Source organism: Bradyrhizobium monzae (assembly GCF_021458635.1).
Classification (GTDB): domain Bacteria; phylum Pseudomonadota; class Alphaproteobacteria; order Rhizobiales; family Xanthobacteraceae; genus Bradyrhizobium.
The window spans coordinates 268,844-294,521 of the sequence record NZ_JAIRDQ010000008.1; the positions used below are offsets into that span (position 1 = coordinate 268,844).

28 protein-coding genes are annotated in these 25,678 nt (G+C 64.4%); 20 read left to right on the forward strand and 8 right to left on the reverse strand.

Annotated elements, in window-relative coordinates; genetic code table 11:
* Positions 1-53: 53 nt before the first annotated feature.
* The 8 genes from pdhA (at position 54) to K3F49_RS27495 (ending at position 8,714) form a co-directional block, all read left to right on the forward strand.
* Positions 54-1,076, forward strand: coding sequence for a pyruvate dehydrogenase (acetyl-transferring) E1 component subunit alpha (gene pdhA, locus K3F49_RS27460; RefSeq protein ID WP_234684029.1), 1,023 nt, complete (start codon positions 54-56; stop codon positions 1,074-1,076).
* A gap of 28 nt (positions 1,077-1,104) precedes the next feature.
* Positions 1,105-2,490: a pyruvate dehydrogenase complex E1 component subunit beta gene (locus tag K3F49_RS27465; protein ID WP_234684030.1), complete on the forward strand. Its 1,386-nt coding sequence runs from the start codon at positions 1,105-1,107 to the stop codon at positions 2,488-2,490.
* Positions 2,491-2,493: 3 nt separating this feature from the next.
* Positions 2,494-2,796, forward strand: a complete 303-nt coding sequence (locus K3F49_RS27470; RefSeq protein ID WP_200467631.1) for a DUF5076 domain-containing protein — start codon at positions 2,494-2,496, stop codon at positions 2,794-2,796.
* Between the two features lie 2 nt (positions 2,797-2,798).
* Positions 2,799-3,251 (forward strand): nucleoside deaminase, encoded by a 453-nt coding sequence (locus K3F49_RS27475; protein WP_234684031.1) that lies wholly within the window; start codon positions 2,799-2,801, stop codon positions 3,249-3,251.
* A gap of 62 nt (positions 3,252-3,313) precedes the next feature.
* The gene (locus K3F49_RS27480) at positions 3,314-4,648 is read left to right on the forward strand and encodes a pyruvate dehydrogenase complex dihydrolipoamide acetyltransferase (RefSeq protein ID WP_234684032.1); all 1,335 of its coding nucleotides are present in this window, start codon (positions 3,314-3,316) and stop codon (positions 4,646-4,648) included.
* 131 nt (positions 4,649-4,779) lie between these two features.
* Complete coding sequence (lpdA, locus tag K3F49_RS27485; protein ID WP_234684033.1) at positions 4,780-6,201, forward strand: dihydrolipoyl dehydrogenase; 1,422 nt, start codon at positions 4,780-4,782, stop codon at positions 6,199-6,201.
* Positions 6,202-6,329: 128 nt separating this feature from the next.
* Entirely contained in the window at positions 6,330-7,571 is a 1,242-nt protein-coding gene (locus K3F49_RS27490; RefSeq protein WP_234684034.1) for a threonine synthase, read from the forward strand.
* A gap of 171 nt (positions 7,572-7,742) precedes the next feature.
* The gene (locus K3F49_RS27495) at positions 7,743-8,714 is read left to right on the forward strand and encodes a tripartite tricarboxylate transporter substrate binding protein BugD (RefSeq protein ID WP_234684035.1); all 972 of its coding nucleotides are present in this window, start codon (positions 7,743-7,745) and stop codon (positions 8,712-8,714) included.
* 32 nt (positions 8,715-8,746) lie between these two features.
* Here K3F49_RS27495 and K3F49_RS27500 read toward each other — a convergent pair whose 3' ends face one another.
* From K3F49_RS27500 to K3F49_RS27510, 3 genes are all read right to left on the reverse strand, one after another.
* Positions 8,747-9,130, reverse strand: coding sequence for a response regulator transcription factor (locus K3F49_RS27500; RefSeq protein WP_234684036.1), 384 nt, complete (start codon positions 9,128-9,130; stop codon positions 8,747-8,749).
* Between the two features lie 89 nt (positions 9,131-9,219).
* Positions 9,220-9,891 carry a response regulator transcription factor gene (locus tag K3F49_RS27505; RefSeq protein WP_234684037.1) on the reverse strand — a complete coding sequence of 224 codons (672 nt, stop codon included), beginning with the start codon at positions 9,889-9,891 and terminating at the stop codon, positions 9,220-9,222.
* Positions 9,888-11,492 carry a PAS domain-containing sensor histidine kinase gene (locus tag K3F49_RS27510; RefSeq protein ID WP_234684038.1) on the reverse strand — a complete coding sequence of 535 codons (1,605 nt, stop codon included), beginning with the start codon at positions 11,490-11,492 and terminating at the stop codon, positions 9,888-9,890. Before K3F49_RS27510 ends, K3F49_RS27505 begins: the two co-directional genes overlap by 4 nt.
* A gap of 1,153 nt (positions 11,493-12,645) precedes the next feature.
* On the opposite strand from K3F49_RS27510, the gene K3F49_RS27515 reads away from it, so the two are divergent.
* Together K3F49_RS27515 and K3F49_RS27520 are read left to right on the forward strand one after the other, a co-directional pair.
* Positions 12,646-12,834, forward strand: coding sequence for a hypothetical protein (locus K3F49_RS27515; protein ID WP_234684039.1), 189 nt, complete (start codon positions 12,646-12,648; stop codon positions 12,832-12,834).
* Positions 12,831-13,187, forward strand: a complete 357-nt coding sequence (locus K3F49_RS27520; RefSeq protein WP_234684040.1) for a hypothetical protein — start codon at positions 12,831-12,833, stop codon at positions 13,185-13,187. Before K3F49_RS27515 ends, K3F49_RS27520 begins: the two co-directional genes overlap by 4 nt.
* A gap of 75 nt (positions 13,188-13,262) precedes the next feature.
* On the opposite strand, the gene K3F49_RS27525 is transcribed toward K3F49_RS27520, so the two are convergent.
* Positions 13,263-15,449, reverse strand: a complete 2,187-nt coding sequence (locus tag K3F49_RS27525; protein WP_234684041.1) for a lytic transglycosylase domain-containing protein — start codon at positions 15,447-15,449, stop codon at positions 13,263-13,265.
* A gap of 334 nt (positions 15,450-15,783) precedes the next feature.
* Here K3F49_RS27525 and K3F49_RS27530 point away from each other — a divergent pair, with 334 nt between their 5' ends.
* From K3F49_RS27530 to K3F49_RS27570, 8 genes are all read left to right on the forward strand, one after another.
* Complete coding sequence (locus K3F49_RS27530; RefSeq protein ID WP_234684042.1) at positions 15,784-17,520, forward strand: adenylate/guanylate cyclase domain-containing protein; 1,737 nt, start codon at positions 15,784-15,786, stop codon at positions 17,518-17,520.
* A 105-nt stretch (positions 17,521-17,625) separates the two neighbouring features.
* Positions 17,626-17,802, forward strand: coding sequence for a hypothetical protein (locus tag K3F49_RS27535; RefSeq protein ID WP_234684043.1), 177 nt, complete (start codon positions 17,626-17,628; stop codon positions 17,800-17,802).
* Between the two features lie 213 nt (positions 17,803-18,015).
* Positions 18,016-18,228 (forward strand): hypothetical protein, encoded by a 213-nt coding sequence (locus tag K3F49_RS27540; RefSeq protein ID WP_234684044.1) that lies wholly within the window; start codon positions 18,016-18,018, stop codon positions 18,226-18,228.
* Between the two features lie 264 nt (positions 18,229-18,492).
* Positions 18,493-18,750 carry a hypothetical protein gene (locus tag K3F49_RS27550; protein ID WP_234684045.1) on the forward strand — a complete coding sequence of 86 codons (258 nt, stop codon included), beginning with the start codon at positions 18,493-18,495 and terminating at the stop codon, positions 18,748-18,750.
* Positions 18,751-18,832: 82 nt separating this feature from the next.
* Positions 18,833-19,054: a hypothetical protein gene (locus K3F49_RS27555; RefSeq protein WP_234684046.1), complete on the forward strand. Its 222-nt coding sequence runs from the start codon at positions 18,833-18,835 to the stop codon at positions 19,052-19,054.
* An 84-nt stretch (positions 19,055-19,138) separates the two neighbouring features.
* Positions 19,139-19,429: a hypothetical protein gene (locus tag K3F49_RS27560; RefSeq protein WP_234684047.1), complete on the forward strand. Its 291-nt coding sequence runs from the start codon at positions 19,139-19,141 to the stop codon at positions 19,427-19,429.
* 3 nt (positions 19,430-19,432) lie between these two features.
* On the forward strand, positions 19,433-19,639 hold the full coding sequence (locus K3F49_RS27565) for a CbtB domain-containing protein (protein ID WP_234684048.1): 207 nt from the start codon (positions 19,433-19,435) through the stop codon (positions 19,637-19,639).
* Positions 19,640-19,649: 10 nt separating this feature from the next.
* Entirely contained in the window at positions 19,650-20,417 is a 768-nt protein-coding gene (locus K3F49_RS27570; RefSeq protein WP_234684049.1) for a CbtA family protein, read from the forward strand.
* Positions 20,418-20,511: 94 nt separating this feature from the next.
* On the opposite strand, the gene K3F49_RS27575 is transcribed toward K3F49_RS27570, so the two are convergent.
* On the reverse strand, positions 20,512-20,952 hold the full coding sequence (locus tag K3F49_RS27575) for a hypothetical protein (RefSeq protein ID WP_234684050.1): 441 nt from the start codon (positions 20,950-20,952) through the stop codon (positions 20,512-20,514).
* Between the two features lie 85 nt (positions 20,953-21,037).
* Between K3F49_RS27575 and K3F49_RS27580 the strand changes: the two genes are divergently transcribed.
* Entirely contained in the window at positions 21,038-21,439 is a 402-nt protein-coding gene (locus K3F49_RS27580) for a MerR family transcriptional regulator (RefSeq protein ID WP_234684051.1), read from the forward strand.
* A gap of 24 nt (positions 21,440-21,463) precedes the next feature.
* Here the strand turns inward: K3F49_RS27580 and K3F49_RS27585 are convergent, their stop codons facing one another.
* Positions 21,464-22,522: a Cj0069 family protein gene (locus K3F49_RS27585; protein WP_234684052.1), complete on the reverse strand. Its 1,059-nt coding sequence runs from the start codon at positions 22,520-22,522 to the stop codon at positions 21,464-21,466.
* Between the two features lie 492 nt (positions 22,523-23,014).
* On the opposite strand from K3F49_RS27585, the gene K3F49_RS27590 reads away from it, so the two are divergent.
* Positions 23,015-23,872: a DUF1259 domain-containing protein gene (locus K3F49_RS27590; RefSeq protein ID WP_234684103.1), complete on the forward strand. Its 858-nt coding sequence runs from the start codon at positions 23,015-23,017 to the stop codon at positions 23,870-23,872.
* Positions 23,873-23,905: 33 nt separating this feature from the next.
* Here the strand turns inward: K3F49_RS27590 and K3F49_RS27595 are convergent, their stop codons facing one another.
* Together K3F49_RS27595 and K3F49_RS27600 are read right to left on the reverse strand one after the other, a co-directional pair.
* A complete protein-coding gene (locus K3F49_RS27595; protein ID WP_234684053.1) occupies positions 23,906-24,961 on the reverse strand; it encodes a HoxN/HupN/NixA family nickel/cobalt transporter in 1,056 nt (351 codons plus the stop codon).
* A 4-nt stretch (positions 24,962-24,965) separates the two neighbouring features.
* A complete protein-coding gene (locus K3F49_RS27600) occupies positions 24,966-25,244 on the reverse strand; it encodes a metal/formaldehyde-sensitive transcriptional repressor (RefSeq protein WP_063706516.1) in 279 nt (92 codons plus the stop codon).
* Between the last annotated feature and the right edge of the window lie 434 nt (positions 25,245-25,678).

Genomic DNA, 25,678 nt, shown 5'->3' on the forward strand with positions numbered 1-25,678 from the left:
ACGCGATTGAGTTGGGTTAGAGAGGGCTTAGTTTTCTCTGACCCGGAATTCTCATGGCCGCCCCCAAGAAAGCCGCCGCAAGCAGCCCACAAGACAAGACCAACGGCGGTTCGCCCCCGGAATTCACCAGGGAGCAGGAGCTGAAGGCGCTCCGCGACATGCTCCTGATCCGGCGATTCGAGGAAAAGGCCGGCCAGCTCTACGGCATGGGCGCCATCGGCGGCTTTTGCCATCTCTATATCGGCCAGGAAGCCGTCGTGGTCGGCATGCAGATGGCCCTGAAGCAGGGCGACCAGGTCATCACCGGCTATCGCGACCACGGTCACATGCTCGCGACCGGCATGGAAGCCAACGGCGTGATGGCCGAGCTCACGGGCCGCCGCGGCGGCTATTCCAAGGGCAAGGGCGGCTCCATGCACATGTTCAGCAAGGAGAAGCACTTTTACGGCGGCCACGGCATCGTCGCGGCGCAGGTCTCGCTCGGCACAGGTCTGGCTTTTGCCAACAACTATCGCGGCAATGACAATGTCAGCGTCGCCTATTTCGGCGACGGCGCGGCCAACCAGGGCCAGGTCTACGAGAGCTTCAACATGGCGGAGCTCTGGAAGCTGCCGGTGATCTACGTCATCGAGAACAATCGCTACGCCATGGGTACCTCCGTGTCGCGCGCCTCGGCGCAGCAGGATTTCTCCAAGCGCGGCGCTTCTTTCAACATTCCCGGCCAGCAGGTCGACGGCATGGACGTCCGCGCGGTGAAGGCCGCCGGCGACGAGGCGGTGGCCTGGTGCCGCGCCGGCAAGGGGCCGATGATCCTGGAAATGCAGACCTACCGCTACCGCGGCCACTCCATGTCGGATCCCGCAAAGTACCGAACGCGCGAGGAGGTCGAGAAGGTCCGCCACGATCAGGATCCGATCGAGCAGGTACGCAACCGCCTGCTGGCCGCCAAGGTCAGCGAGCAGGATTTGAAGGCGATCGACGCCGAGGTGCGCGATATCGTCAACGCGTCCGCCGACTTCGCCCAGCATGATCCCGAGCCGGATGCCGCCGAGCTCTGGACCGACATTTATCGCTGAACGCGCGCAAGCTTTCTTTGGAGTCGATATGCCAATTCAAGTGCTGATGCCCGCGTTGTCGCCCACGATGGAAAAGGGCAACCTCGCCAAATGGCTGAAAAAAGAGGGCGAGACGATCAAGTCCGGCGACGTGATCGCCGAGATCGAGACCGACAAGGCCACCATGGAGGTCGAAGCGACCGATGAGGGTACGCTCGGCAAGATCCTGATCCCCGAGGGCACTGCCGACGTTGCCGTGAACACGCCGATCGCGACCATTCTTGCCGATGGCGAGACTGCGGCCGATCTCGCCAAGGCGCCCGCGCCGGCCAAGCAGGAGAAGGCCGCGGAGTCCGCTCCGCCCGCCGCAAAGGCCGAGGCACCCGTACCCAAGGCTGCGCCGGCGCCGCAGGCTGTCGCCGAGCCAGATCCGGAAGTGCCCGCCGGCACCGAGATGATCACCCAGACCATCCGCGAAGCGCTGCGCGACGCCATGGCCGAAGAGATGCGCCGCGACGCCGACGTCTTCGTGATGGGTGAAGAGGTCGCCGAATATCAGGGTGCCTACAAGGTCACGCAGGGACTGCTCCAGGAGTTCGGCGCCAAGCGCGTGATCGACACGCCGATCACCGAGCACGGCTTTGCCGGCGTCGGCGTCGGCGCCGCGATGGCCGGGTTGAAGCCGATCGTCGAGTTCATGACCTTCAATTTCGCCATGCAGGCGATGGACCAGATCATCAACTCCGCGGCCAAGACGCTCTATATGTCCGGCGGCCAGATGGGTTGCTCGATTGTGTTCCGCGGGCCCAATGGCGCGGCTGCGCGCGTTGCCGCCCAGCACAGCCAGGATTACTCCGCCTGGTATTCAAGCGTCCCGGGCCTCAAGGTCGTCGCGCCGTTCTCGGCCGCCGACTACAAGGGCCTGCTCAAGGCTGCGATCCGCGATCCCAATCCGGTGATCTTCCTCGAGAACGAGGTGCTCTACGGCCATACTGGTGAGGTGCCGAAGCTCGACGACTTCGTGATTCCGATCGGCAAGGCGCGCATCGTGCGCGCCGGCAGCCATGTCAGCATCATCTCCTGGTCGAACGGCATGACCTATGCGCTGAAGGCTGCCGACGAGCTTGCAAAGGACGGCATCGAGGCCGAAGTGATCGATCTGCGCACGCTGCGGCCGATGGACACCGAGACCATCATCAACTCGGTCAAGAAGACCGGCCGTGCCGTCACGGTGGAAGAGGGCTGGGCCCAGAGCGGCGTCGGCGCCGAAATCGCCGCGCGCATCATGGAAAACGCGTTCGACTATCTGGATGCGCCGGTTGCGCGCGTCTCCGGCAAGGACGTGCCGATGCCCTATGCCGCGAACCTAGAGAAGCTCGCGCTGCCGACGGTGGCCGAAGTGGTCGAGGCGGCCAAAGCCGTCTGCTACAGGTAGACCATGGCGGGCCCGAAGGAGCAGCCATTGCCACCCGACGTCCTCGCCCGCGACGACGCGGTCGAGATCCTGCGCGTGTTCGTGCTGGACGGCGGGCTGTCGATGGCGTTCCAGCGCGCCTTCGAAGAGCCCGACATGTGGGGCCTGCTGCTGGTCGATCTCGCCCGTCACGCCGCGCGCGCCTATTCGCGCGAGAGCGAGTATACCGAGGAGGACGCCTTGAACCGGATCCTGGAGATGTTCCAGGCCGAGATCGAGCGTCCCACCGACACCGGCACCACGACGCCGCGCGGGAAGGGACACTGACCGTGGCAGTCGAAGCCTACCATTTCGATTTCATGCTGGAGGCGATCCGCGAGGCGCAGGACTCGATCGCGCAAGGCGGCCTGCCGATCGGTGCCGTGCTGACGCGCGACAACAAGATCATCGCGCGAGGTCACAACAACCGCGTGCAGGAGAACAACGTCATCCTGCACGGCGAGATGAGCTGCCTGCGCGAAGCCGGCGCGATCTCGTTCCACGACACAGTCATGTACACCACGCTGTCGCCATGCTCGATGTGTGCCGGCGCGCTCGCTTTGTTCAAGGTCAAACTGGTGGTGATCGGCGAATCCGTCACCTTCGAGGGCTCCAAGGATATTCTCGACAAGTTCGGGATCCCCTGGCTCGACCTTGCCGACGACCGCTCCATCACCATGATGAAGAATTGGCGCTCCATCCCCGCCAATGAACGTCTGTGGCAAGGCGACATCGGTAACTAAACCTGGTCTGTTCGTCCTCGCTCCCGGGGACGAATCTTTGAGAAGTTCTTCGTGAGGTCAGCATGCCCATCAACATCCTGATGCCCGCTCTTTCGCCGACGATGGAGAAGGGCAACCTCGCCAAGTGGCTGAAGAAGGAAGGCGACAAGGTCAAATCCGGCGATGTCATCGCCGAGATCGAGACCGACAAGGCCACCATGGAGGTCGAGGCCATCGACGAGGGCACGATCGCCAGGATCCTCGTGCCCGAGGGCACGCAGGACGTGCCGGTCAATGACGTGATCGCGGTGCTCGCCGGCGAAGGCGAGGACGTGAAGGCCGCAGGTGCCGCCAAGCCCAGCGCTTCGGGCGCGCCGCCGAAAGCCGCTGCGGCGCCGGCTCCCGCGCCGGCCGCTCCCAAGGCTGCACCACCCGCAGCCGCTCCTGCACCGCAGGCCGCTGCGGCCGCTGCGCAGAGCAACGGCCATGGCGGCCGCGTGTTCTCATCGCCGCTGGCGCGCCGCATCGCCAAGGAAGCCGGCATCGATGTCGGCATGGTCACCGGCACCGGCCCGCATGGCCGCGTGGTCGCGCGGGACGTCGAGCAGGCCAAATCAGGCAAGGGCCTCAAGGCGCCCGCCGCGCCGTCCGCTGGCGCGCCCTCGATCGCACCGACCATGTCGGACAAGCAGATCCTGTCGCTGTTCGAGCCGGGCTCCTACGAGATCGTGCCGCATGACGGCATGCGCCGCACCATCGCGCAGCGCCTGACCGCGTCGATCCAGAACGTCCCGCACTTCTACCTGACCATCGACTGCGACATCGGCAAGCTGCTCGCCGCGCGCGAGGAGATCAATGCGGCCGCGCCGAAGGACAAGGAGAAGAAGCCGCTCTACAAGATCTCGGTCAACGACTTCGTCATCAAGGCGATGGCGGTGGCGCTGCAGAAGATCCCGAACTGCAATGTCAGCTGGACCGAAAGCGGCATGGTCAAGCACCACCACTCCGACGTCGGCGTTGCCGTGGCGATGCCGGGCGGCCTGATCACGCCGATCATCCGCAAGGCCGAGACCAAGACGCTCTCCACCATCTCCAACGAGATGAAGGATTTTGCCGCGCGCGCCCGCTCGCGCAAGCTGAAGCCCGAGGAATACCAGGGCGGCACCACGGCCGTCTCCAATCTCGGCATGTACGGCATCAGCCATTTCACGGCGGTGATCAATCCGCCGCATGCGACGATTCTGGCGGTCGGCACCAGCGAGGAGCGGCCCGTCGTGCGCGCCGGCAAGATCGAGATCGCGCATATGATGAGCGTGACGCTGTCCTGCGATCACCGCGCCATCGACGGCGCGCTCGGTGCGGAGCTGATCGGCGCCTTCAAGCAGCTGATCGAAAACCCCGTCATGATGATGGTCTGAGCCGCAGACGGTGAATACGTAGGGTTGGCAAAGGCGCAAACCGCGCCGTGCCCACCTTTTCTTAGCGTTGGAAGGCGGTGGGCACGCTTCGCTTTGCCCACCCTAAGAAGTTCAGTTGAATGGGAGCCGCAATGGCCGACACATCCTTCGACGTCATCATCATCGGCTCCGGTCCCGGCGGCTATGTCACGGCGATCCGGGCCGCTCAGCTCGGCTTCAAGGTCGCGATCGTCGAGAAATCCTATCTCGGCGGCATCTGCCTGAACTGGGGCTGCATCCCGACCAAGGCGCTGCTGCGCTCGGCCGAAATTTACCACTACATGCAGCACGCCAAGGATTACGGCCTGTCGGCGGACAACGTCTCGTTCGATCCGAAGGCCGTGGTGCAGCGCTCGCGCGGGGTCTCGAAGCGGCTCAACGACGGCGTCGGCTTCCTGATGAAGAAGAACAAGGTGAGCGTGATCTGGGGCGCGGCCTCGATCGACGCGCCCGGCAAGGTCACCGTGAAGAAGTCCGACGTCGAAGGTCCCAAGGGGACGCTTGGCGAGGGGAGCTATCAAGCAAAACACATCATTGTCGCGACCGGCGCGCGGCCGCGCGTGCTGCCCGGGCTCGAGCCCGACAAGAAGCTGATCTGGACCTATTTCGAGGCGATGGTGCCGGAGAAGATGCCGAAGTCGCTGCTGGTGGTCGGCTCCGGCGCGATCGGCATCGAGTTCGCCTCGTTCTTCCACACCATGGGCTCCGACGTTACCGTCGTCGAGGTGCTGCCGCAGATCCTCCCTGTCGAAGACGCCGAGATCGCGGGCCTCGCCCGCAAGCGCCTCGAGAAGCAGGGCATCAAGATCATGTCCTCGACCAAGGTCACGAAGCTGGAAAAGAAGGCCGACAGCGTCGTCGCCACCATCGACGACGGCAAGGGCAAGCCCGTCACCACCGAGTACGAGCGGGTGATCTCGGCCGTCGGCGTCGTCGGCAACATCGAGAATCTCGGCCTCGAGAAGCTCGGCGTCAAAACCGACCGCGGCTGCATCGTGATCGACGGCTACGGCAAGACCAACATTCCCGGCATCTACGCCATCGGCGACGTCGCCGGCCCCCCGATGCTCGCGCACAAGGCCGAGCACGAGGGCGTGATCTGCGTCGAGGCGATCAAGGGCCTGCATCCGCATCCCATGGACAAGAACCTGATCCCGGGCTGCACCTATTGCCACCCGCAAGTGGCCTCCGTCGGCCTCACCGAAGCCAAGGCCAAGGAGAACGGCCGCGAGATCCGCGTCGGCCGCTTCCCCTTCGTCGGCAACGGCAAGGCGATCGCGCTCGGCGAGGACCAGGGCCTGGTCAAGGTGATCTTCGACAAGAAGACCGGCCAGCTGCTCGGCGCCCACATGGTTGGCGCTGAAGTGACCGAGCTGATCCAGGGCTACGTCGTCGCCATGAATCTGGAGACCACGGAAGAAGAGCTGATGCACACGGTGTTCCCGCATCCGACCCTGTCGGAGATGATGAAGGAAGCCGTGCTGGATGCGTATGGACGGGTGTTGAATATCTGACAGCCGTCGTCATTGCGAGCGAAGCGAAGCAATCCAGACTGCCTCTGCGGAAAGATTCTGGATTGCTTCGCTGCGCTCGCAATGACGAGCAGAGAGAGCCGATTGCAAAATAAGAAGGAAATCACCCCATGCACGACAACGACAACTTGACCATCGAACGCCCGACTTTCGTCACCCATCTCGAATGCGCGATGGAAGGCGACCACTACGCGGCGGACCAGGTCCACAATCTCTCCAAGGCCGGCAAGCCACTGCTGGTGCGCTACGACCTTGCCGGCGTGAAGAAGGCGCTGACCAAGGATGCGCTCGCACAGCGCCCCGCCGACATGTGGCGCTATCGCGAGCTGCTGCCGGTGCGCAAATGCAAGGACATCGTCTCGCTCGGCGAAGTCACGACGCCCCTGATCCGGCTGCCCAAGCTCGGCAAGAAGCTCGGCGGCGGCGAGATCATCGTGAAGGACGAGGGACGGTTGCCGACCGGCTCGTTCAAGGCGCGCGGCCTCGTGATGGCGGTGTCGATGGGCAAGGCGCTCGGCATCAAGCACATGGCGATGCCGACCAACGGCAATGCCGGCGCGGCGCTCGCTGCGTATGCGACCTCATGCGGGATCAAGACCACGATCTTCTGCCCGGCCGATACGCCCGAAGTGAACGTCAGCGAGATCGAGCTGCAGGGCGCGACCGTCTACCGCGTCAACGGCTATATCGACGATTGCGGCAAGATCGTCGGTGAAGGCAAGGCCAAGGTCGGCTGGTTCGACACTTCGACCTTGAAGGAGCCGTACCGCATCGAGGGCAAGAAGACGATGGGCCTCGAGCTTGCCGAGCAACTCAACTGGGGCGTGCCCGATGTGATCTTCTATCCGACCGGCGGCGGCACCGGCCTGATCGGCATGTGGAAGGCGTTCGACGAGCTGGAGAAGATTGGCTTCATCGGCTCAAAACGTCCGCGCATGGTCGCGGTGCAGGCCTCAGGTTGCGCGCCGATGGTGCGCGCCTATGACGCCGGCACCGAGCACGCCACGCGCTGGGAGGACGCCCACACCATCGCATCCGGCATCCGCGTGCCACAGGCGATCGGCGACTTCCTGATTTTGCGCGCGGTGCGCGAAAGCAAGGGATTCGCGATCGCGGTCGACGACGACAAGATCTCGGCGGCGCTCAACGAAGTGGCGCGCGAGGAGGGGCTGTTGCTGTGCCCCGAGGGCGCTGCGACCTACGCCGCCTACAAGGACAGCCTGGCTGACGGCCGCGTCTCGAAGGGTGACCGCGTGATGCTGTTCAACTGCGCCACCGGCCTGAAATACCCGCTGCCGCCGGTCACCCGCACGCTCGATCGTCACAAGCCGATCGACTACGCGCAGTTCTAAAGCATGATCCGGAAAAGTGTGCCGCGGTTTTCCGACAAGATCATGCTTAAACAAAGAAGCTAGAGCGCGATCGTCGCGCTCTAGCGCGTCATTTCGTCTCTTCACGAACGATCTCTCTTCCCGTACGCGGGAAGCGATAAAAACAAAAACGACACCGTCGGGGAGAACACAATGAAAAAGGCCGTCTGGGCCGGGCTGATCGGCATTCTCGCTCTCGCAGGCAGCGCGCGCGCCGACGATTATCCGTCGCACCCCATCACCATCATTGTTCCCTTTGCGGCCGGCGGCCCGTCGGATGCGATGGCGCGCGTGCTCGCCGAACGGATGCGGGTCTCGCTCGGCCAGCCCTTCGTGATCGAGAACGTCACCGGAGCGGGTGGCTCGATCGGGGTCGGGCGCGCCGTGCACTCGCCGCCGGACGGCTACACCATCTCCTTCGGCCATCTCGGCACCCACGTCGCCAATGGCGCCGTCTACAAGCTCAATTACGATCTCGTGGCCGATCTCGAGCCGGTGGTGCTGCTGCCGAGCAACCCGATGATCGTGGTCAGCAAGAACGCGGTGCCCGCGACCTCGCTGAAGGAGCTGCTGGAATGGCTGAAATCGCGGCCGTCGCCGCCGACCGCCGGCACTGCGGGCGCAGGCTCCGGCAGCCACATCGCCGGCGTCTATTTCGAGAGCGTCTCCGGCGTCAAGCTGCAATACGTGCCGTATCGCGGCACCGCGCCCGCGCTGAACGATCTGATCGCCGGTCAGATCGACCTCATCGTCGACCAGACCTCCAACTCCATCAACCAGGTCCGCGCCGGCACGATCCGCGCCTACGCCATCACCGACGACAAACGTCTTGCTTCGGCGCCCGGCATCCCGACCGCGGACGAAGCGGGCCTGAAAGGCTTCAACATGACGCTGTGGTCGGGCCTGTGGGTGCCGAAGGGCACACCGAAGGAGATCGTCACCAAGCTCAATGCGGCCGCCGTGGAGGCGCTGAACGATCCCGGCGTGAAGAAGCAGCTCGAAAGCCAGGGCCTGGAGATGACGCCCAAGGATCAACTCACGCCGGAAGCGCTCGGCGCGCGGCAGAAAGCCGAGATCGCAAAGTGGTGGCCGATCATCAAGGCGGCGAACATCAAGGTGGATTGACGGCGCACGCTTCGCGGCACGCCGCCAGGAAATCATCCCCTGGTTTCGTTGCCTTCCGCAAGCGCCAGGTCCAGGCATTGCACCAAATCCGTGGCGGCGAACGGCTTACCGAGAAAACAGATCGCCCCGGCTTTGAGCGCGCGCGCACGCACGCTCTCATCCGGGAAGGCCGTGATGAAGATGAACGGCGTAGCCGAACCCTGCGTACGCATCTGCGTCAGCAGATCGATTCCGGTCATCATCGGCATCTGCACGTCGGCGATCACGCATGAGGTGTCGGTCGAAGCGGTCGACCTCAAAAACTCCTCGGCGGAGGCGAATGCGTGGACGATGTATCCGCGGGATTCCAGCAGATTGTTGATCGCGGCCCGCACGTAAGGATCATCGTCAAGCACCGAAACGGAAGGCACTGGCAAGACGTCCACTCCTCGCCCGGGATTACGCGCTTGCCGTCGCCACGGCTGAACGCAAGGTGGACCTGCCAGTCACTATTGGAAACTCATACTTAGGTTTGTACGTCGGGCTTGTCGGGTCGAATTCCGAGTGCCTCGCTCATTCTCACCAGATCGGCCAGCGACTTCGCGCCCATTTTCCGCATGATCTGGCCGCGATAGATTTTGACGGTGATTTCCGCCAATCCGAGCTGGGCGGCGACTTGCTTGTTCATCAGGCCGGACGTCACCAGTGACAATACGTCTCGCTCCCGCGAGGACAGTGACTCGAAGCGTGATCTGACGGTCGAGACCGTCCTGTTGAGGTCGCGGTGCTTGCGGTCTCGCTCGATCGCGGCCTGGACTGCGTCCAGGATGTCCTGGTCGCGGACCGGCTTGGTCAGGAAATCGATCGCGCCGCCTTTCATGGCCCGAACGGTCATGGGAATGTCGGCATGACCGGTAATGAAGATAATAGGCGTGTGAATATTCGCCTTGGCGAGATCGGACTGCAGGTCAAGACCGCTGGCGCCGGGCAGGCGGATGTCGAGCACCAGGCAACTGGGGACTTCCGGCGGCTTGGCCTGGAGGAGCTGCGAGGCCGAGCCGAACGCCTCGACCTTGAGGCCGACCGACTCGAACAGATTGGTGAGCGCACGGCGCATGGACACGTCGTCGTCGACGATGAAGACGACTGGCTGATTGCCGTCCTCCCGCAGCGGCGAGGGCTCCGCGCGTTCGGTCACGATGTTTCCTCTCGATGGCGGGGCAGGGTGATCTGAAAGGTCGCGCCGCGCCCCTGGTTCGGTACGGCGGAAAGTCGTCCGCCGTGAACCTCGATGATGGAGCGACAGATCGACAGCCCCATGCCCATGCCGGAGGACTTCGTTGTAAAGAACGGCGTGAACAGGCGGTCTATCGCCTGTTCACAGATGCCGGCGCCGCAGTCGGTGACGCTCACTAGCACCGCCTCGTCGTCATCCGCTTCTGAGCGGATGGCCAGTTCGCGGGGGCGATCGTGGACGCCGTCCATGGCCTCGATGCCGTTCTTGATCAGGTTGATCAGGACCTGTTGCAATTGGATTCGATCGCCAAAGATCTTGGGCAGCGCTGACGACAGCTCCATTCGCACCGACACGGCGTGGCTGGCCATCTCGCGCTGAACGAGTGCGACGGCCTCGCGCACGACCACGTTGGCGTCGAGCGGAACCATCTCGATGTCGGACCGCTTGGCGAGCGCCCGAACGCGACGGATCACGTCGCTGGCGCGCGTGCCGTCCTCGATGATCCACTCCACGGAGCGGCGGGCCGCTTTGAAATCGGGCGGACTGCGTTGCAACCAGGTGAGGCAGGCATCGGCGTTTGCGATCACTGCGGCGAGCGGCTGATTGATTTCATGGGCGATTGAAGCGGTCAGCTCGCCCAGCGTCGTGACGCGCGTCACATGGGCAAGCTCGACTTGGGCCTTGCGCAGCGCGTCTTCGGCCTGGTCGGCCCGGATCGCCGCGGTTACGTCGGTGCAGACGCCGCGATAACCCAGAAAAGCGCCCTCGGCGTCAAAGAACGGCTTGCCGCTGGTCCGGACGTAGATCGGCTGCCCGCTGCGGTCCTTGCTGCGATACACCAGGTCGCGGAATGGAACGTGGGCGTCGAGCGCCGCCCGATGTTGCCGCCATCTTTCGGGTTCGAGATCTGCGTCCGGAGCGATGTCCCAACGCGTGAGCCCGATCAGGCCCGCGGGAGCGGCGACGGTATCGGAATGTTCCGATATCAGGGTCACGCGGTGGTCCGGCCCGGTCTCCCAGAACCAGTCGGACGCGGTTTCGGCATAGTCGCGAAAGCGCTGCTCGCTCTCACGCAGAGCATTCTCGGCTTCCTTGCGCTCGGTGATGTTCTCGCAGGCGACCAACACGATGGGCCCGCCATCGGCCCGCAGCATGGTCTTGGCGTTCTCGCGCACCCATAGCACCGAGCCGTCCTTGCGCACCTTCCGGATCTCCCAGGTGTGGGACTGATCGACGGTCTCGAGGCACAGCGCAACACACGCGCGGACAAAGGCGCGGTCTTCCTCCAGGAAGACATCCAGCACCGATCGGCCGATCAACTCCGCGGCCGTATAGCCCAGTTGCGCGGCGCCGAACGTGTTCACGTTGATCACGGTTCCGGCCGGATCGACCATGAAGTACATGACCGGATTGTGCTCGAAGACCTGCTGCCACTGCTTGACCGCCTCGAGCAAGCTGCCATCGGGCTCGATGTGCGGCTTAACGGTGACAGTTTGCCTGACGCAGCCGGCGAGGAATTGCGCGGCTGACTTCCCGAACGTCGCTGCCCGGCCAGGCTTCATCGCAGACGCTCCCGGCACACTCTGCGTGAACACGAGTAGAGCACGTTGCCGCGAGAGGAGCAATTCCGGCCGAAGTCGATTTGGGGTTATGACGCTCGCCGTTGAATTGACCGTCGCCGCTCTGGCCGTCGCGGCGCGTCAGTGCGCCATGCCGGCGGAGTCTTCACGGCAGCCGTGCAGCCGGAGCGTCATGCGCCGTCTCGTTGTGCATGAGGAGCGCGGGAGCCCCGGGCGGACAAACCTAGGTATAGCTCCTCCAATCCTAGTCATGTCGGTCATTTACCTCCGTACAATTGAGCGCTTCGGTCCCGGCGGACTACCCTCACGACCAATCGGAATGTCGAACGGCCAATCGCGGCGAGCGCACAAGAACCGGTCTGAGCGTACGGCCGAGGCCGCTGCAATTCTCGACCCGCAACCGCGATCGCCGCAATTCACGACCCGCGAGAGGTCGAAGAGAGCGAACTGACAAAAGCGCAAGCAACAGAGGGAGACAACAATGTGCGATGCATCCGTACTTCCCGAGCGCGGCCCGTCCCAGTCCGAACATTGCTCTTCAGCCAACGGCTGTGCGTTGTGTGGCGGCAGGTTTGGTCTGATCCGCTACTATTCGTGGCGCACCGCGCTCTGCTCGACCAAATGCGTAGATCGCTTCCGCACACGCCGTGAACGCGACCGCCTGTGGCTGTTCCGGGCTCAGTTCGCGTGAGGCCGAGTTTGGAGAGCTGAGATCGTTCCGAAGGTCTGATCCGGGAGCACGTGTGTTGAACCGCTCATGCAAGCTCTTGTGCTCGATGGTTCTCCTCTGCTCTGCCGCGACGGTCCAGGCGCAGGAGGCGGGACGCGGGGCCGCTCATCGCCAGCACCCAGCCGAGGACCAGCAGCTGCACGAAAAGTTCTATTCGACCTGGCACATGCCGGACAATCCGAGCCTCAGTTGCTGAAACAGCGCCGACTGCTACCCGACCGAGATCAAGTACGTCGACGGCCAGATCTATGCGCGGCGCCGGGAGGACGGGAGATACATTCGGATCCCGCCGCAAAAAGTGGAGCGAAACAGGGATAATCCGGACGGCCGAAACCATCTTTGCGCTCCACCGCCTGCACTGTCTCCGTTGGACAGCGTTTACTGCTTCGCCCTGGGAGGTGCCACATGAGATTCGCGTTCGTGCTGGTGAACGACCGGACCCCGTTCCGGCAGAGCTGGTGCATGCAGTGCCGCGAGACGATCAGTGGCAGCTACCTCCGCGAGATCGCGACCCGTCTGTCCTACTGCGACCATCAGTGCTACGCATTGTTCTGCGAGGCCCTGGCGAAAGATCGCGTGAGGGCGGCTTCATGAAATTCGTGTTGGTCAATCACGAGCCTCCGTTGTGCGCGGCCACCTGCAGCACATGCTCGCGGGCGATCCGCTCCGGCTATGTCCGGCCTGTGCGGACGCAGCAGCGTTACTGTGACTACGATTGCTACCGGCGAGGCGAACTCGCCACGCTGTTGATGCAATGGCCGCTGCCTGCAGAGCCAGCTGCCGGGAACATAGAGGCCGCCGCTCGCAACATGATCGAGATGCTGGCGGTCCTGACGGCCGTCTCGTGCTGGAGCAGCACGATCCAGATCTGGACCTTCGCAAGAGCCTTGACCGGCGCATACTTGAACGGCCGCGACCTGATTGCGACGGAAGGAGGTGACACCTAGCTACGCGACCGCACTCGCGTGGAAGCCGCAGCAACGTAACCATGCGAGCGTCGCGTCCAGCCCCGGCGGCGCCGATTAGGGAGCGGGTGCTGCGGCTGCCACGGGTGCCTTTGCGTCAATTTCTTGCGTCACCACGCGCTGATCACTCTTGCCCGCGACCATGCCGCTGCCCTCGAACCGCGCGCGGTAGACCAGCACGTTCTCCATCACGCGCTGGACGTAGTTGCGTGTTTCCGACAGCGGGATGCGCTCGACCCAGTCGACCGGATCAATCTTGGGATCTCTGGGGTCGCCGTGCGCCTGCACCCATTCGCGCACGCGGCCGCGGCCGGCATTGTAGCCGGCGAAGGTCATGATCTGGTTGCCGCGATATTCCGACAGCAGCGCGCTGAGCTCGGCGGCGCCCATCTGCGTGTTGTAGACGGGATCGGAGACCATCCTGTCCCAGTCATAGGTCACCCCGAATCGTTTTGCAGTGTCGCGGCCGGCTTCCGGCGTCACCTGCATCAGTCCGACGGCGTTGGCTGCCGACTTGTCACGCTGATTGAACGAGCTTTCGGTCCGTGCGACCGAATAGATCACGCTGGTCTCGATCGCGGGCGCGACCTGCTTATGTTCGGGAATGCCGATGGTCGGGAAGGCGTAATTGTCGAGCGCCAGCCCTCGCGCGAGCGCCGACTTGCCGACCTCCAGCATGACGCGTGCGTCGCTGCGCCGGCCGGCGAGCTCGCCGAGCGCTTCGAGCGCCGCCACGTCGGTGCTCTCCTTGGCGAAATCCTCGGCGTAGTAATATACCGTGTCGCGCTCGCCGATGCCGTACAGCATGTCGGCGGCGCGCACGCGCTCGTCTGTGAGCGGCGTGTCGGCTGCGGCCAGCACGGGCGAGGGCGCGCGCAGCTCGATTCCCTCAAGGCCAAGCCGTGCTCGGGCCAACTGGCCGTAATAGGCGGTCGGATAGCGCGCGGCGGCCCGGTAGCTCATGCGCGCGTCGGCGGTCGCATTCATCGCCTCCGCCGCACGGCCGCGCCAGTAATGGGCGCGTGACAGCGCGATCGGATTGGGCGAGCCTTCGTCGATCGCCGCAAAGTGCATCATTGCCGTCCTGGGATCGTCGAGATAGCGCAGCGCGATCCAGCCGCACATGAAGTGATAGTCGACGCGATAGACTTCCATTGTCGGCATCGCGGCCGCGCGCACGACGTCGTAGGCCGTCCCGGACTTGCCCTGGTCGAGCAGTTTTCGCGCCAGCAGGCGGCGCTCGCGCCACCAGGCGTCGGTATCCTGCGCCGCCATGGTGTCGGGTGCGGCAGCGAGGATCACCTCGGCCGCATCGTCGATGCGGTCCTTCTGCAAGTGCCACTGCGCGCGGCACAGCACGTAGCCGAGGTCACGGCGTGCATCAGCCGGCACGTCGTCGAGATAATCCTTGGCCTTGTTCTCTTTGCCGTTGACCGCAGCGCAGGCCTTGACGATCGCGAGCGAGTCCCCGCCGAGCCGCTTTGCGGCGCGCCTTGCGCCAGCGTAGTCCTTGGCGCCAAGGCGCTTGTCCATGCGAGCGCGATGATCGTCAGCGTTGAGGAGATCGCGGAACGCTGCGTAGGAATCCTCCTCGCTACGTTCGGACAGTTCCTCCGAGCGCCAGGCCTCACGCACGAGGCGCGTGGCCCTGTCAGTGTCCCCCTCGGCGAGCAGCACGCGGGCGAGCGCGAAATTGCCCTTCGCGCTCGTCGGCCGGTCCATTGTGAAGGCGTGCACGGTCGCTGCGTCCGTCTTCTCCTGCCACAGCCGCGCCTCGGCGCGGCGGCGCAACAGCGCGGCGCTCGGCCAATCCGGATTGGCAGCAAGGAAGGCGGCGTAGCGCTTGAAATTCGCCGTGCTCTCGGAATGGCGCAGCATGAACCAGTCGGCGAGCTTTTGGCCGGCGGGATCGGCAATGCGGTCGCGCGCCGCGGTCGCGTCATCGGTCTTGCCCTTGCGCGCGAGATCGATGGCGTCTCTGAGCGCGGCGAGGTCACCGGTCAGCGGCGGCGATGCGGGCTTGTCGGCGGGCTCGTCGTCCTGCTTCTTCGATCTGCGCTTGGCCTCGGCGTGTTTGCCGCGCTTGCCGCTTGCCGCATGCCGCTGCTTGCTGCCGGACTTGGCCTCATGCGTCTTCTTCGACGCGGCTGATTTGTGACTGCTCTTCGCCGCCAGCTCGGTGGGAAGGAGGGCCAAGGCGGCCACGGCAACGACACACGCGAGCGAGCGTAGGCACTGGTTCATTGCGTGGTCCCCCTGCGAAACCAGTACAAACCAAAGTCCGCGACGACATGCGGCTCGAGAATCAATTCGACGTCAAGAACGGTGACGCAGCATCGTTTCGCATTTCCCACGCTGTCGCAACAATGCGGCAAAATGCGGATGGAACGCGGGAACCCTTGCAACGGGGGATAGAGCAGGGCCTTTAGGCCTTTAATCTTTGTTAACGAATGGGCCTCGCGCGACGGTCGCGGGCGGCTGCCGGCGCCACGAGCGGCCCGATTACGCGTGTTCCCGGGCTGAAATCCGGTGTATTGAGTTCCGCAGACCCTTCTTTTTCAGCCTCTGCCCGCACCTCATGCCGCTTTTCAACCAGTCGATCCGGCGCAAGATTGTCGGTATCGCCCTCGGATTGATCGTCCTGATGCTGGTCACCTCGATCCTGTCGATGGTGATGTCGAGCCAGGTCGGCGTTCTCCTGGACGAGCTGACCAATCGCTACATCCCGGCCTATGGCGATCTGGCGCGGGCCAATATCCGCTCGCTGGAGCGGTCGGTGGCGCTGCGGCGGATGGTCATGATGAAGATGCAGGAGTCCTCGGACGAGGAGGCCTATACGGCGCGCCTTCACGAGTTCGAGGAGGCCGACCGCAAGATCGAGGAGGAGACCTCAGCCGCGCGCAAGCTGATCAATGCGATCATCGAGGATCCCAGGACGGCCTCGGACAATGCCACGCTGGCGCGGATCGACACCCGCATCGAGACCGCCGTCACCGAGCTGCGCCTTGGCATGAACCAGGATCACGCAAAACTCCTCAAGCAGATCGATGCCAAGCAGATGGCGGAGGCGCGCGGCACGCTGGAGCATCTCGACGCCTTGCGCGATCAGTTCAACCAGAGGATCGATGCGATCCGCGCCGACATGCTCAAGCAGGTCTTCGCGAGCACCTCGACGGTGATCGGCCACCAGCGGCAGGCGATCATCATCTCCGGCATCGTGACGCTGCTTGCGGCCATCGTCGGATTTGCCTTTGCGTTGCTGGTCTCCAGCGGCATCACCCGCCCGGTGCGACTCTTGCTCGCCGGAGCCCGCGAGATCGAGGCCGGGCGCTTCGACAAGAGCATCACCGTCTCGACCCAGGACGAGATCGGCGAGCTCGCGGCTGCCTTCAACCGCATGATCGAGCAACTGCGCCACAACGAGCGCATCCGCGAGACGTTCGGCCGTTACATCGATCCCAAGGTGGTGCAGGGGCTGATCGACCGGCCGGAGGTCGCCATCGACGGCCAGCGCCGGGTCATGACCATCATGTTCTCCGACATGAGCGGCTTCACCTCGATGAGCGAGGGCATGACCCCGCGTGGCCTCGTCAAGGTGATGAACCACTATTTCACGGTGATGTCCGCTCCGATCCGGAATAACCGCGGCGTGATCGACAAATATATCGGCGACGCCATCATGTCCTATTGGGGCCCGCCCTTCGTCGAGGAGGACGAGCAGGCGCTGCTCGCCGGCCTGTCCGCCATCGATATGGCCGACCAGGTGCCCGCGCTGCAGAAGCAATTGCCGGATCTGCTCGGCATCCGCGCCATGCCGGTGCCGTGCGATCTGCGCATCGGCATTGCCACCGGCGAGGTCCTGACCGGCAGCATCGGCTCCGAGCTGATGATGAGCTTTACCGTGATGGGCGACGCGGTGAACCTCGCCTCGCGCCTGGAGGCCGTCAACAAGCTCTACGGTACCCGCATCCTGATTTCGCAGGCCACCGCCGAGGCGATCGGAGCGCGGCTCGAATTGCGCGAGATCGATCGTCTCGCGGTGGTCGGCCAGAGCGTGCCGCAGCCCGTGTTCGAAGTGATGGGACGGGCAGGTGTGCTCGCCGCGCCGCAGGAGAGCCTGCGCGCGCACTATGCGGAAGGCCTTGCCGCCTATCGCGCGTGCCGCTTCGACGACGCACGCACCGCGTTCAACGCTGCGCTGGAGAGCGCTCCCGGCGACGGGCCTTCGCGCACGATGCTCGCCCGCATCGCGCAGCTGGAGACCAGTCCGCCGGCGGCCGATTGGGACGGCGCCTGGCGTTTGGAGAGCAAATAGTCGTCCGTCCGCGAATAATTCATTCTACTCCATAACGATGTTCACCGTGACCTAATGTCCGGGCTTAGGTTAGCTGTCCTTGAGGCGTTTGATGGGGATACGCCGATGACAGAACTTGAGGACAGGCTGGAGCGGTTTGAGACGCTCACCGCCGAATGCGAGCTGATTGCCAAGCTCGCCACCGACAGCAAAAAGCGCGAGTTCTACCTGAAGCTCGGGGAGCAGTACCGTCAGCTTGCGGTGGACATGCGCCAGGCGATCGCGACCAGGGCCGCGGCCTGAAATGGCCTAAGGTTCCAATTCGAACGAGGCACAACGCGGCATTCCTGCGTTTGCGGGATCGCACGCGATCGCAATCCGTTCTTAACAATTGGGACGCATCCTCGATGGGAAGCGGGGACTGGCGCATTTCGTGTCCCGGCGATGGGAATGCCTGGGGTAAGGTTGCCATGCAACGTTGCCCGCGAACGTAGCTCGTCCGATGGTTGACGTCCCATGCGTCTGTTTGCGGTCATTCTGATTGCGTTCCTGACGGCAGCCTGCAACCAGGAGCAGGACGTCACGGGCTCGACACCGCTCTGCGCGCTGCGGAACTACAGCTCTTACAATCCCCGCGACATGAACCAGTGCGTTGCCGCCTGCAAGTCGTGCGACCACGGCAATACCGTCACCTGCACCACCTCCTGCACGCTCAAGGGCGCGCGCTGAAAGCAGGGCCCGAGGCGGCGGCGTCCGTCAACCGCGGGCCGCGTCGCGCCGCGGTAGCGATAAGGCCGGTCGGCAAGCTGGCCGCAGAACGCGATGAGCGATTGCGAACCGCACTGGCCGATCAGGGTCCGGTGGTCAATGCGGTGCAGCCGGATGTGGCCGCGACCTGGGAACAGGGAGCGCCGGCCTGACGGTGCCGGGACACCGGAACGATTCACATCGGCTAATCATTAGAGGAGGGCGGCAGGACGCGGAGTCGATGGAATGGGAATGCTGGATCCCGGCCGGTTTCTGGTGTCGTGCTCGCATTGCGAGGCTTGGCCGATGGCGGCCAACGTCAAACGTGCGAGCTGGTCGGCGCAGCCGCACGAGGTCCGCTTCGTCTGTGCGCGCTGCCGTCGCGAGGAAACCGCGATCGTCTCGGCGTCCGGGCAGCTGTTACCGATCAAGCGCGTCGACATTCCCACGCGCGCGGTGACCGAGGCCTGGGCCCAGGCCCAACGTCCGCGTGGGCGAACCTAGGCTGCCACTCGGTTGCACGTTTGGAACCCCGCCGATGCCCGGGCGTTCTGTGCCGAGGCAACAACGCATTGAGGCTGGGCGCATGATCAGCGAGCATTTCGACACCCGCACACGGATCAACATGAAGCTGGCGCTGGACCGGGTCTGCCGTAATCGCCCCGTCGGCGAGGACCACGGCTTCCGCCGCTCCGTTGCCGAGAACATCATCCGCTGCGCGATGACGGGCCGCACCGGCATCGGCCAGCTCGTCGACGCCGGAGAGCGGGCCATGATCACGACGCGCGCTGAACGGGAGCGGGTCTGATTGCGAGTTGGCGGACTCCGTCGACGGCTGTGGTAGGGTCGCCGCCGGGAGATTACCGATGGTGCTCACGGGGCGCGCGACAGCTTGAGCAACGAGGTCCGTTGGCGCGACGATATCGCCTCGCTGGTGTTTCCCGTCACCGGACATGGCGCGATCTGCGCCGTGCACCGGGGCGCTTTCCGGACTTTGCTGGCCACCGAGCCGGCGCCGGAGGCCTGCCTCGGCTATTTCCGGCAATTTGAGGCCGCCTTTCGGGCCGCCGCCTCCGCCAAGATCGTCCGCAAGGGCATTTTGCCGGGGACGAACCTGCATCTTACCAGTCGCGACATCGCCCGGAAGCTGCTAGAAGACGCGCAAATCGCCAATGGAGAATAGGCCATGAGCCAGTCGCAGCTCGCAAACGCAGAGGTCAGGACCCAAGTCACGCTTCCGGTCGCCGCCGGACAGGTGGGACGGCTGTCGCAGGCCCTGATGGCGATGGTGCTCGGCGTGTTCGTCGTCGGCATGGTCGGCTTCTCCCACATCGACGTCGTCCACAACGCGGCCCACGACGTGCGTCACTCGAACGCGTTCCCCTGCCACTAACCGGGGTGGCATGAGCACATTTCGCTCGATCGTCTTCGCGTCGGTCATTGCCGGTTTCATCGTCGGTCTCATCGTCACTGTCGTCCAGCAGTTCGGCACCGTCCCCCTGATCCTGAAGGCGGAAGTCTTCGAGAAGGTGGCGGAGACGCACCAGCATGACGCTCCGGTCACTGCGCAGCCGGCAGCAGCGGGGCATGACCATGCCGCCCACGATCACGGCGACCATGGCGCAGGCGACCACGACCATGGCGCAGGGGCCTGGGAGCCGCGCGATGGTTTTGAGCGCAACGCCTATACCGCCGCCGCCAACATCCTGACCGCGATCGGCTTCGCGCTGCTGCTGGCCGGCTTCTTCGCCGTGCGCAGCGGCGCCACTGGCGCGAGCGTCTCCTGGCACGAAGGCCTGCTGTGGGGGCTGGCGGGCTTTGCCGTCTTCACCCTGGCGCCTGGCCTCGGCCTGCCGCCGGAGCTGCCCGGCGTGCCTGCCGCGCCGCTGTTGTCGCGCCAGATCTGGTGGCTCGCCGCCGTGCTGGCGACGGCCGGAGGGCTCGCTCTGATCGCCTTCCGCCGCTCGGTGCCGGCCGCGATCGCCGGCGTGATCCTGCTGACCCTGCCACATCTGATCGGCGCGCCGGAGCTCGCCAATATCGAGACCAACGTGCCGTCGTCGCTGACGCATCAATTCGTCACCGCGGTGACGGTGACGAGCCTGGTGTTCTGGACCTTGCTCGGCGGTCTGACGAGCGCGGTGTTCGCGCGTTTCGATCAGCGCTCTTGAAGCTTGCGCCATCGCCGGGGCCCGCGCGGCTCGAGCGCATAGAACAGCAGCATCGCGCTGACCGACAGCAGTCTGAAGATGGTGAGGGCGTCCATCAGCTCGCCGGCGGCCTCGGCTTCTTGGCGGCTCCGAGCGCATGGAACACGGAGGGCTCCATCACCGGCCACAGCGCGGCCGTCGCGGTCAGCACCGTGGCTGCGCACATCGCGGCCAGCACCGTGAAGCGAATTTTCAAGCCGGTGGTTCGCGACCGCCACACGATCCAGCCCCAGGCGCAGACCACGACCGCGACCGACAGTTTCGTCATCAACCCATGCGCATGGTCGAGCACGGCGATCAGGCTTCCCGCGCTGGCGAGCACCACGGCGGGCAACGTGAAGGGCAGCACACAGCACGCGGTGCAGGCCGCGGCGACAACCGCGGTTGCGACCGCCGTGCCGGCGGCCTTGCCGCCTCCTGCCTCGGTCTTCGCCGCACAGCCGCATCCCGGCGACGTCGCGGTGGGGAGGCTGCAGGACGGTCCAATAACGCTCATGTGATTCTCCTCATGCTTGTGCGTCTCGGACCCGATCGCTACGCCCTCAAGCCACTTGAGGTTCAAGCGAAATGTGAGCGCTTCCATGAGAATTGGCGTCCTCGCCAAAGCCGCCGGCGTTTCCGTTCCCACCATCCGCTATTACGAGAGCATCGGCCTGCTCACGCCGCCGGCGCGACAAGGCGGTCAGCGCATCTACGGGAGCGAGGACGTCAAGGCACTCAGCCTGATCAGGCATTGCCGCGATCTCGACTTCTCGCTCGACGATATCGGCGACATTCTCGCGTCGCTGCAGCGGCGCCTGCCCTGCAGCGACACCAAGTCGTTTGCGGAGCAGCACCTCCGTTCGATCCGCACAAAGATCGCTGAGCTGCGCGCGCTGGAAGCGACGATGGTCGCGCTGGTCAGTGGCTGCGAGACGACATGCTGCGGCAGCACCGCGCCGGACTGCGTGATCTTGCAGCCCGGCCAAGTGACTTGCGGTTGAAGGCGATCGCCTGCTTCGGAGCAACTACGGCTTCGCGCCCACCAATCGCGCGCGAACCGTCCGTGCGATCGCCGCCGGCGCCTCATCGGGGATCGCGAAACACGAGCTCGCATTGATCTCGCAGAGAACGTAGGTGTCGGCGCCATCAGCGTCGCGTGGCCCGAAGAGGAAGTCCGCGTCCCAGATTACCGGCAGCGATGCTTCGTCGATGGTCAGCAGCTTCATCATCTGCGGCGTCCATTCGTCCTCCATCCGCCGTCGCAGCGCCTGGAATTGTGGCGCATCGGGGCCATGCATGATGCGCGGCCCCGGTTGCGCTTCAGGTGACTCCGGACCTTGTGGCGGTGGCGGGATCAAGGCCTTGATCAATTGGTGGCCGAAGCCTGCGACCCTGGAGCCGCTCATGTAGCAGCGGATCATTCCGTCGGGCAGGCGAGGTTGAAACGGCTGATCGATGATGCAGCCGCCCCAGCCGAAATACGGCTCGCATCGCGCGATGAAGGCATCGAGCGGCATGTCCTCCGGCAGGCTGCCGCGCTGGGCGTGAAGCACGCGAACCGTCGGGATTGCGGTTGGCAGCGCCTCGACCTTCCACACGCCCTGGCCGCCGTTGCCGCGATTCTGCTTGAGCACGCGCGGACCGCCGGCCCGCAGGCGCTGTGGAAACTCCGCTGCGAAGACTGAGGCGCCGTCATAGCGATGGGTGTCGGCGCCCCAACCGAGATCGCGCGTCCGGTAGAGCACCTCCTTGACGCCCATCTTCAGGATGACGTCCGGATGCGCGCTGACCCACGGCCCGTGCGCTGCGACGCCGCGCAGCAAGGCGTCCAGCTCCGCGCGTGTCTTGCCCTGATGGATCGGATCGACCCAGACCAGCACGCCGTCGACCGCAAGCAGCTGATCGCGGACCGCGGCACTGAAGCTTTCGTCGTAGATGACCGGTTGCGCCGCAATGCCGACGTCGGCGAGGGCTTCAAAGACGCGAACGAAGCGGCTGTTTTGAGCGGTGGCGTCGCGGCGCACGGCTGCGTCGCCCCGCGAAACAATGGCTACGGAATATCGGTGAGGGGATTGGGTGTCCATGCGCAAGCTCCACGAATTGCGTGCTGCGCAGACTTGGACCGAAGTCTCACGGGGAGTCTGCCTTGTCCCCACCGCAGCATTCTATGCGGGATGGTCCGGACACCGCAAGACGTGACGAGGTGGCTTCCGCGAGCCGGCCGGGCGAGCGCGAACGATTTCGTTCCATTGGATCGATGAAATCTTTTCGAGACTCCGCCGGCCGGGCGCGTTGACAGCCCGGTGCTGCGGGCTTCTAGTCGAGGCATCGGGGATTTGCGGTCTCCCCGCGAGGCGACATGCCCAAGCATCGCGTCCTGATCACCAAGGGCGCAGCATGTCCACTTCATATCACCTCGCTTTCGACAGATTGGCTCATTCGCCTCGCGCGGCATGCGCTGGCGCGCGCTCGGACGCCTGAGCCCGAAAACCGATTCGCCCTGGGGCAGGAACACCAGGAGAATGACCATGCGACTACGCACACTCTCTCACGCAGCCATCGTGCTGGCCGCCGTCATGGGCGTCGCACAATTCATCGCAACGGCGCAGGCAGAAGACATCAATTGGCAGGCGGTCGACCAAACCCTCGGCCGCAAGGCCGTCGTCTCGGATGATGTCCATCGATACGGGTTTCCGCGCAGCGATCTTTCTGTGAGCCTGGACGGGGTCGCGATCAAGCCGGCGCTGGCCCTCGGCGGCTGGGTGGCGTTCAAGCCAGCCCATGGCGGGGCCATGGTCATGGGCGACCTTGTGCTGCTCGAGACCGAGATCACTCCGGTGATGTCGAAGATGATCGCGAGCGGTCTCGAGATTACCGCCGTGCACAACCATCTGCTGCGTGCGAGCCCGGCGACCTTCTACATGCATGTCGCGGGGCACGGGGACCCCGCCAGGCTGGCCTCCGCGATCCGCGATGCGCTCGCTGAAAGCAAAACTCCGCTAAGCGTTACCGCACCGGCCAGTCCGCCGCCCGTCGATCTCGACACCGCCAAGCTCGACCAGATCATCGGCGTGAAGGGACAGGCCAATGGCGGTGTCTACCAATTCACTGTCAAGCGCCGCGATCCGATCACAGAGGATGGCATGCCGCTCACGCCCGTCGGAGCGATGGGCGTCGCGATTGGCATCAACTTTCAGCCGACCGGCAACGGCAAAGCGGCCATCACCGGCGATTTCGTTCTGTCAGGTGACGAGGTGAACCCGGTGCTGGCGACGCTGCTGGCGAATGGCATCGAGGTGACGGCGCTGCACAGCCACATGCTGGATGAGCAGCCGCGGCTGTTCTTCATGCACTTCTGGGCCAATGATGATGCGATCAAGCTCGCCAAGGGTCTGCGCGCCGCGCTCGACAAGACTGCGAGTGTGAAAGGCTGACCGGCAAAGCCGCGGATGCGGCTCCGCTGCTCGTCACAACATCAGTTCGTGCAGACCGCTCCATCCGGTGTAGAGGCCGACGAAGACGATCAGGGCCGCCGAGACGTAGGGTGCGCGGTGGGCGTAGCGGCTGAAGCCGCCCCAGTGTCGTTCGACGTGGCGCAGGCTGAGCGCTGCCAGAACGCCGGCCGACACCATCGTGATGGCGAGCCCGATGCCAAAGGACAGCACCAGGACGAAGCCGAGGCTGAACTGCTTCAGCTGAATGCACAGCAGCAGCACGGTGATCGCGGCGGGGCAGGGGATCAGTCCGCCGGTGAGGCCGAACAGCACGATCTGCGCCGTCGTGACGTTGCGCCCGGCAAAGCGCTTGCGGATGTCGCCGGCATGGGCGCGGGCATGAGCGTCGTCCTCCTCGCCGAGATCCATGTGATCGTGCTCTTCGAACAGGATCTCGGTGGAGTCGCCGGCAAGCGCGATACGCGCCTTGAACGCATGCGGCTCGGGAATCTCCTCGACGCTTTCGAGGTATCCATCGCAAGCGGCGAACGCGAATGCCTGCTCCGCGCCGTCCTCGCGGATCGTGGTCACCTTGACGTCGCCGGCTGCGGGAAGCGCGCCGTTCTCGCTTCGGATCCGCCAGCGGGGCGGCACGCCGTCTTCAAAGACCTCCAGCAACAGCGGCAAGCCGGCCAGTGAGATCGATTGCGGCTCGTCATGGTGATGGTGGTCGTGCGCGTCGCTCTGATCTCGCCAGGTGCGCCACACCATCCAGCCGGCGATGCCGACGATGACGGCGGCGGACACCAGTTGCAGCCAGGCCTCGCTGCGTTCGCCGGACAGTTCCTGGCCGAAATACAGTCCTGCGAGCGCGATCGCCCAGACGATCGTGGTATGGGAGATGGTCGCAGACAAGCCGAGCAGCACGGCCTGAAGCACCGTTCCCCGCACGGCAACGATGAACGCGGCCATCATCGTCTTGGAATGGCCGGGCTCGAGACCATGCAAGGCGCCAAGCAGGATCGCGCTGGGCACGAACAGCCATGCGTGTGCGCTGCTCTGTTGGAGCAGGTGAGACAGGTCGGTCATCTCTTCACTTCAAATAGGTTCGGACGACGTCGATGAGGTCGGCGGCGCCCTTGGCCTTCTCCGGATCCTTTTCGTGCGCGGGATCCACGACATGATGGCGGATGTGGTCTTCCAGCAGCTCGGTGGTGAGACCGCTGATCGCGCCCTTCACCGAAGCCACCAGCATCAGCACATCGGCGCAGCCGATCTCCGATTCGAGCGCGCGTTCAACGGCCTCGAGCTGACCCTTGATGCGCCGGACGCGGCCGATGAGCTTCGACTTGTGCTTGATCGTGTGTGACATACCCATAAGATAGGGGGGTACCCTATATGAGTCAATCGGCGTCCCATGGCTCACACCTCAGGATGACAGGGCTGGCAGCGGAGAGGGCGACTCAGTTGTGCTCGGCCTATCATCGCCCGAGGATTGAGCGAGCAGCGCGTGGCACAAAATCTCCAGTTGTGGATGGTGCTCCTCGCGGGGGTAACACTGTAAGCTTTTCCGTGTCTCCCGGGCCACGATTGTGCCCTCCAAGCAACATTCCCGTGCGATTTGACTGTTATCGCAGTCCGTTCGCATCAGCGCCGCTTTTTGGACACACCCAAACATGAATAAAATCACTCTAATGTTTCAGGGGCTGGGCTGGTCCCTTGCAGGCGGCGGGAAATCCCAAGGTCGATTCAAATCTTGGGTCTGATGTTCCGGGTCTGACAAGGGTTAGCCAAGGAAACTGGTCG

Bases quoted from the DNA above. Each gene is read 5' to 3' on its own strand.
- pdhA (WP_234684029.1), top strand. From the start codon at position 54: ATGGCCGCCCCCAAGAAAGCCGCCGCAAGCAGCCCACAAGACAAGACC.
- K3F49_RS27465 (WP_234684030.1), top strand. From the start codon at position 1,105: ATGCCAATTCAAGTGCTGATGCCCGCGTTGTCGCCCACGATGGAAAAG.
- K3F49_RS27470 (WP_200467631.1), top strand. From the start codon at position 2,494: ATGGCGGGCCCGAAGGAGCAGCCATTGCCACCCGACGTCCTCGCCCGC.
- K3F49_RS27480 (WP_234684032.1), top strand. From the start codon at position 3,314: ATGCCCATCAACATCCTGATGCCCGCTCTTTCGCCGACGATGGAGAAG.
- lpdA (WP_234684033.1), top strand. From the start codon at position 4,780: ATGGCCGACACATCCTTCGACGTCATCATCATCGGCTCCGGTCCCGGC.
- K3F49_RS27490 (WP_234684034.1), top strand. From the start codon at position 6,330: ATGCACGACAACGACAACTTGACCATCGAACGCCCGACTTTCGTCACC.
- K3F49_RS27495 (WP_234684035.1), top strand. From the start codon at position 7,743: ATGAAAAAGGCCGTCTGGGCCGGGCTGATCGGCATTCTCGCTCTCGCA.
- K3F49_RS27510 (WP_234684038.1), bottom strand. From the start codon at position 11,492: ATGAAGCCTGGCCGGGCAGCGACGTTCGGGAAGTCAGCCGCGCAATTC.
- K3F49_RS27515 (WP_234684039.1), top strand. From the start codon at position 12,646: ATGAGATTCGCGTTCGTGCTGGTGAACGACCGGACCCCGTTCCGGCAG.
- K3F49_RS27520 (WP_234684040.1), top strand. From the start codon at position 12,831: ATGAAATTCGTGTTGGTCAATCACGAGCCTCCGTTGTGCGCGGCCACC.
- K3F49_RS27525 (WP_234684041.1), bottom strand. From the start codon at position 15,449: ATGAACCAGTGCCTACGCTCGCTCGCGTGTGTCGTTGCCGTGGCCGCC.
- K3F49_RS27530 (WP_234684042.1), top strand. From the start codon at position 15,784: ATGCCGCTTTTCAACCAGTCGATCCGGCGCAAGATTGTCGGTATCGCC.
- K3F49_RS27535 (WP_234684043.1), top strand. From the start codon at position 17,626: ATGACAGAACTTGAGGACAGGCTGGAGCGGTTTGAGACGCTCACCGCC.
- K3F49_RS27540 (WP_234684044.1), top strand. From the start codon at position 18,016: ATGCGTCTGTTTGCGGTCATTCTGATTGCGTTCCTGACGGCAGCCTGC.
- K3F49_RS27550 (WP_234684045.1), top strand. From the start codon at position 18,493: ATGGGAATGCTGGATCCCGGCCGGTTTCTGGTGTCGTGCTCGCATTGC.
- K3F49_RS27555 (WP_234684046.1), top strand. From the start codon at position 18,833: ATGATCAGCGAGCATTTCGACACCCGCACACGGATCAACATGAAGCTG.
- K3F49_RS27565 (WP_234684048.1), top strand. From the start codon at position 19,433: ATGAGCCAGTCGCAGCTCGCAAACGCAGAGGTCAGGACCCAAGTCACG.
- K3F49_RS27570 (WP_234684049.1), top strand. From the start codon at position 19,650: ATGAGCACATTTCGCTCGATCGTCTTCGCGTCGGTCATTGCCGGTTTC.
- K3F49_RS27575 (WP_234684050.1), bottom strand. From the start codon at position 20,952: ATGAGCGTTATTGGACCGTCCTGCAGCCTCCCCACCGCGACGTCGCCG.
- K3F49_RS27580 (WP_234684051.1), top strand. From the start codon at position 21,038: ATGAGAATTGGCGTCCTCGCCAAAGCCGCCGGCGTTTCCGTTCCCACC.
- K3F49_RS27585 (WP_234684052.1), bottom strand. From the start codon at position 22,522: ATGGACACCCAATCCCCTCACCGATATTCCGTAGCCATTGTTTCGCGG.
- K3F49_RS27590 (WP_234684103.1), top strand. From the start codon at position 23,015: ATGGGCGTCGCACAATTCATCGCAACGGCGCAGGCAGAAGACATCAAT.
- K3F49_RS27595 (WP_234684053.1), bottom strand. From the start codon at position 24,961: ATGACCGACCTGTCTCACCTGCTCCAACAGAGCAGCGCACACGCATGG.
- K3F49_RS27600 (WP_063706516.1), bottom strand. From the start codon at position 25,244: ATGTCACACACGATCAAGCACAAGTCGAAGCTCATCGGCCGCGTCCGG.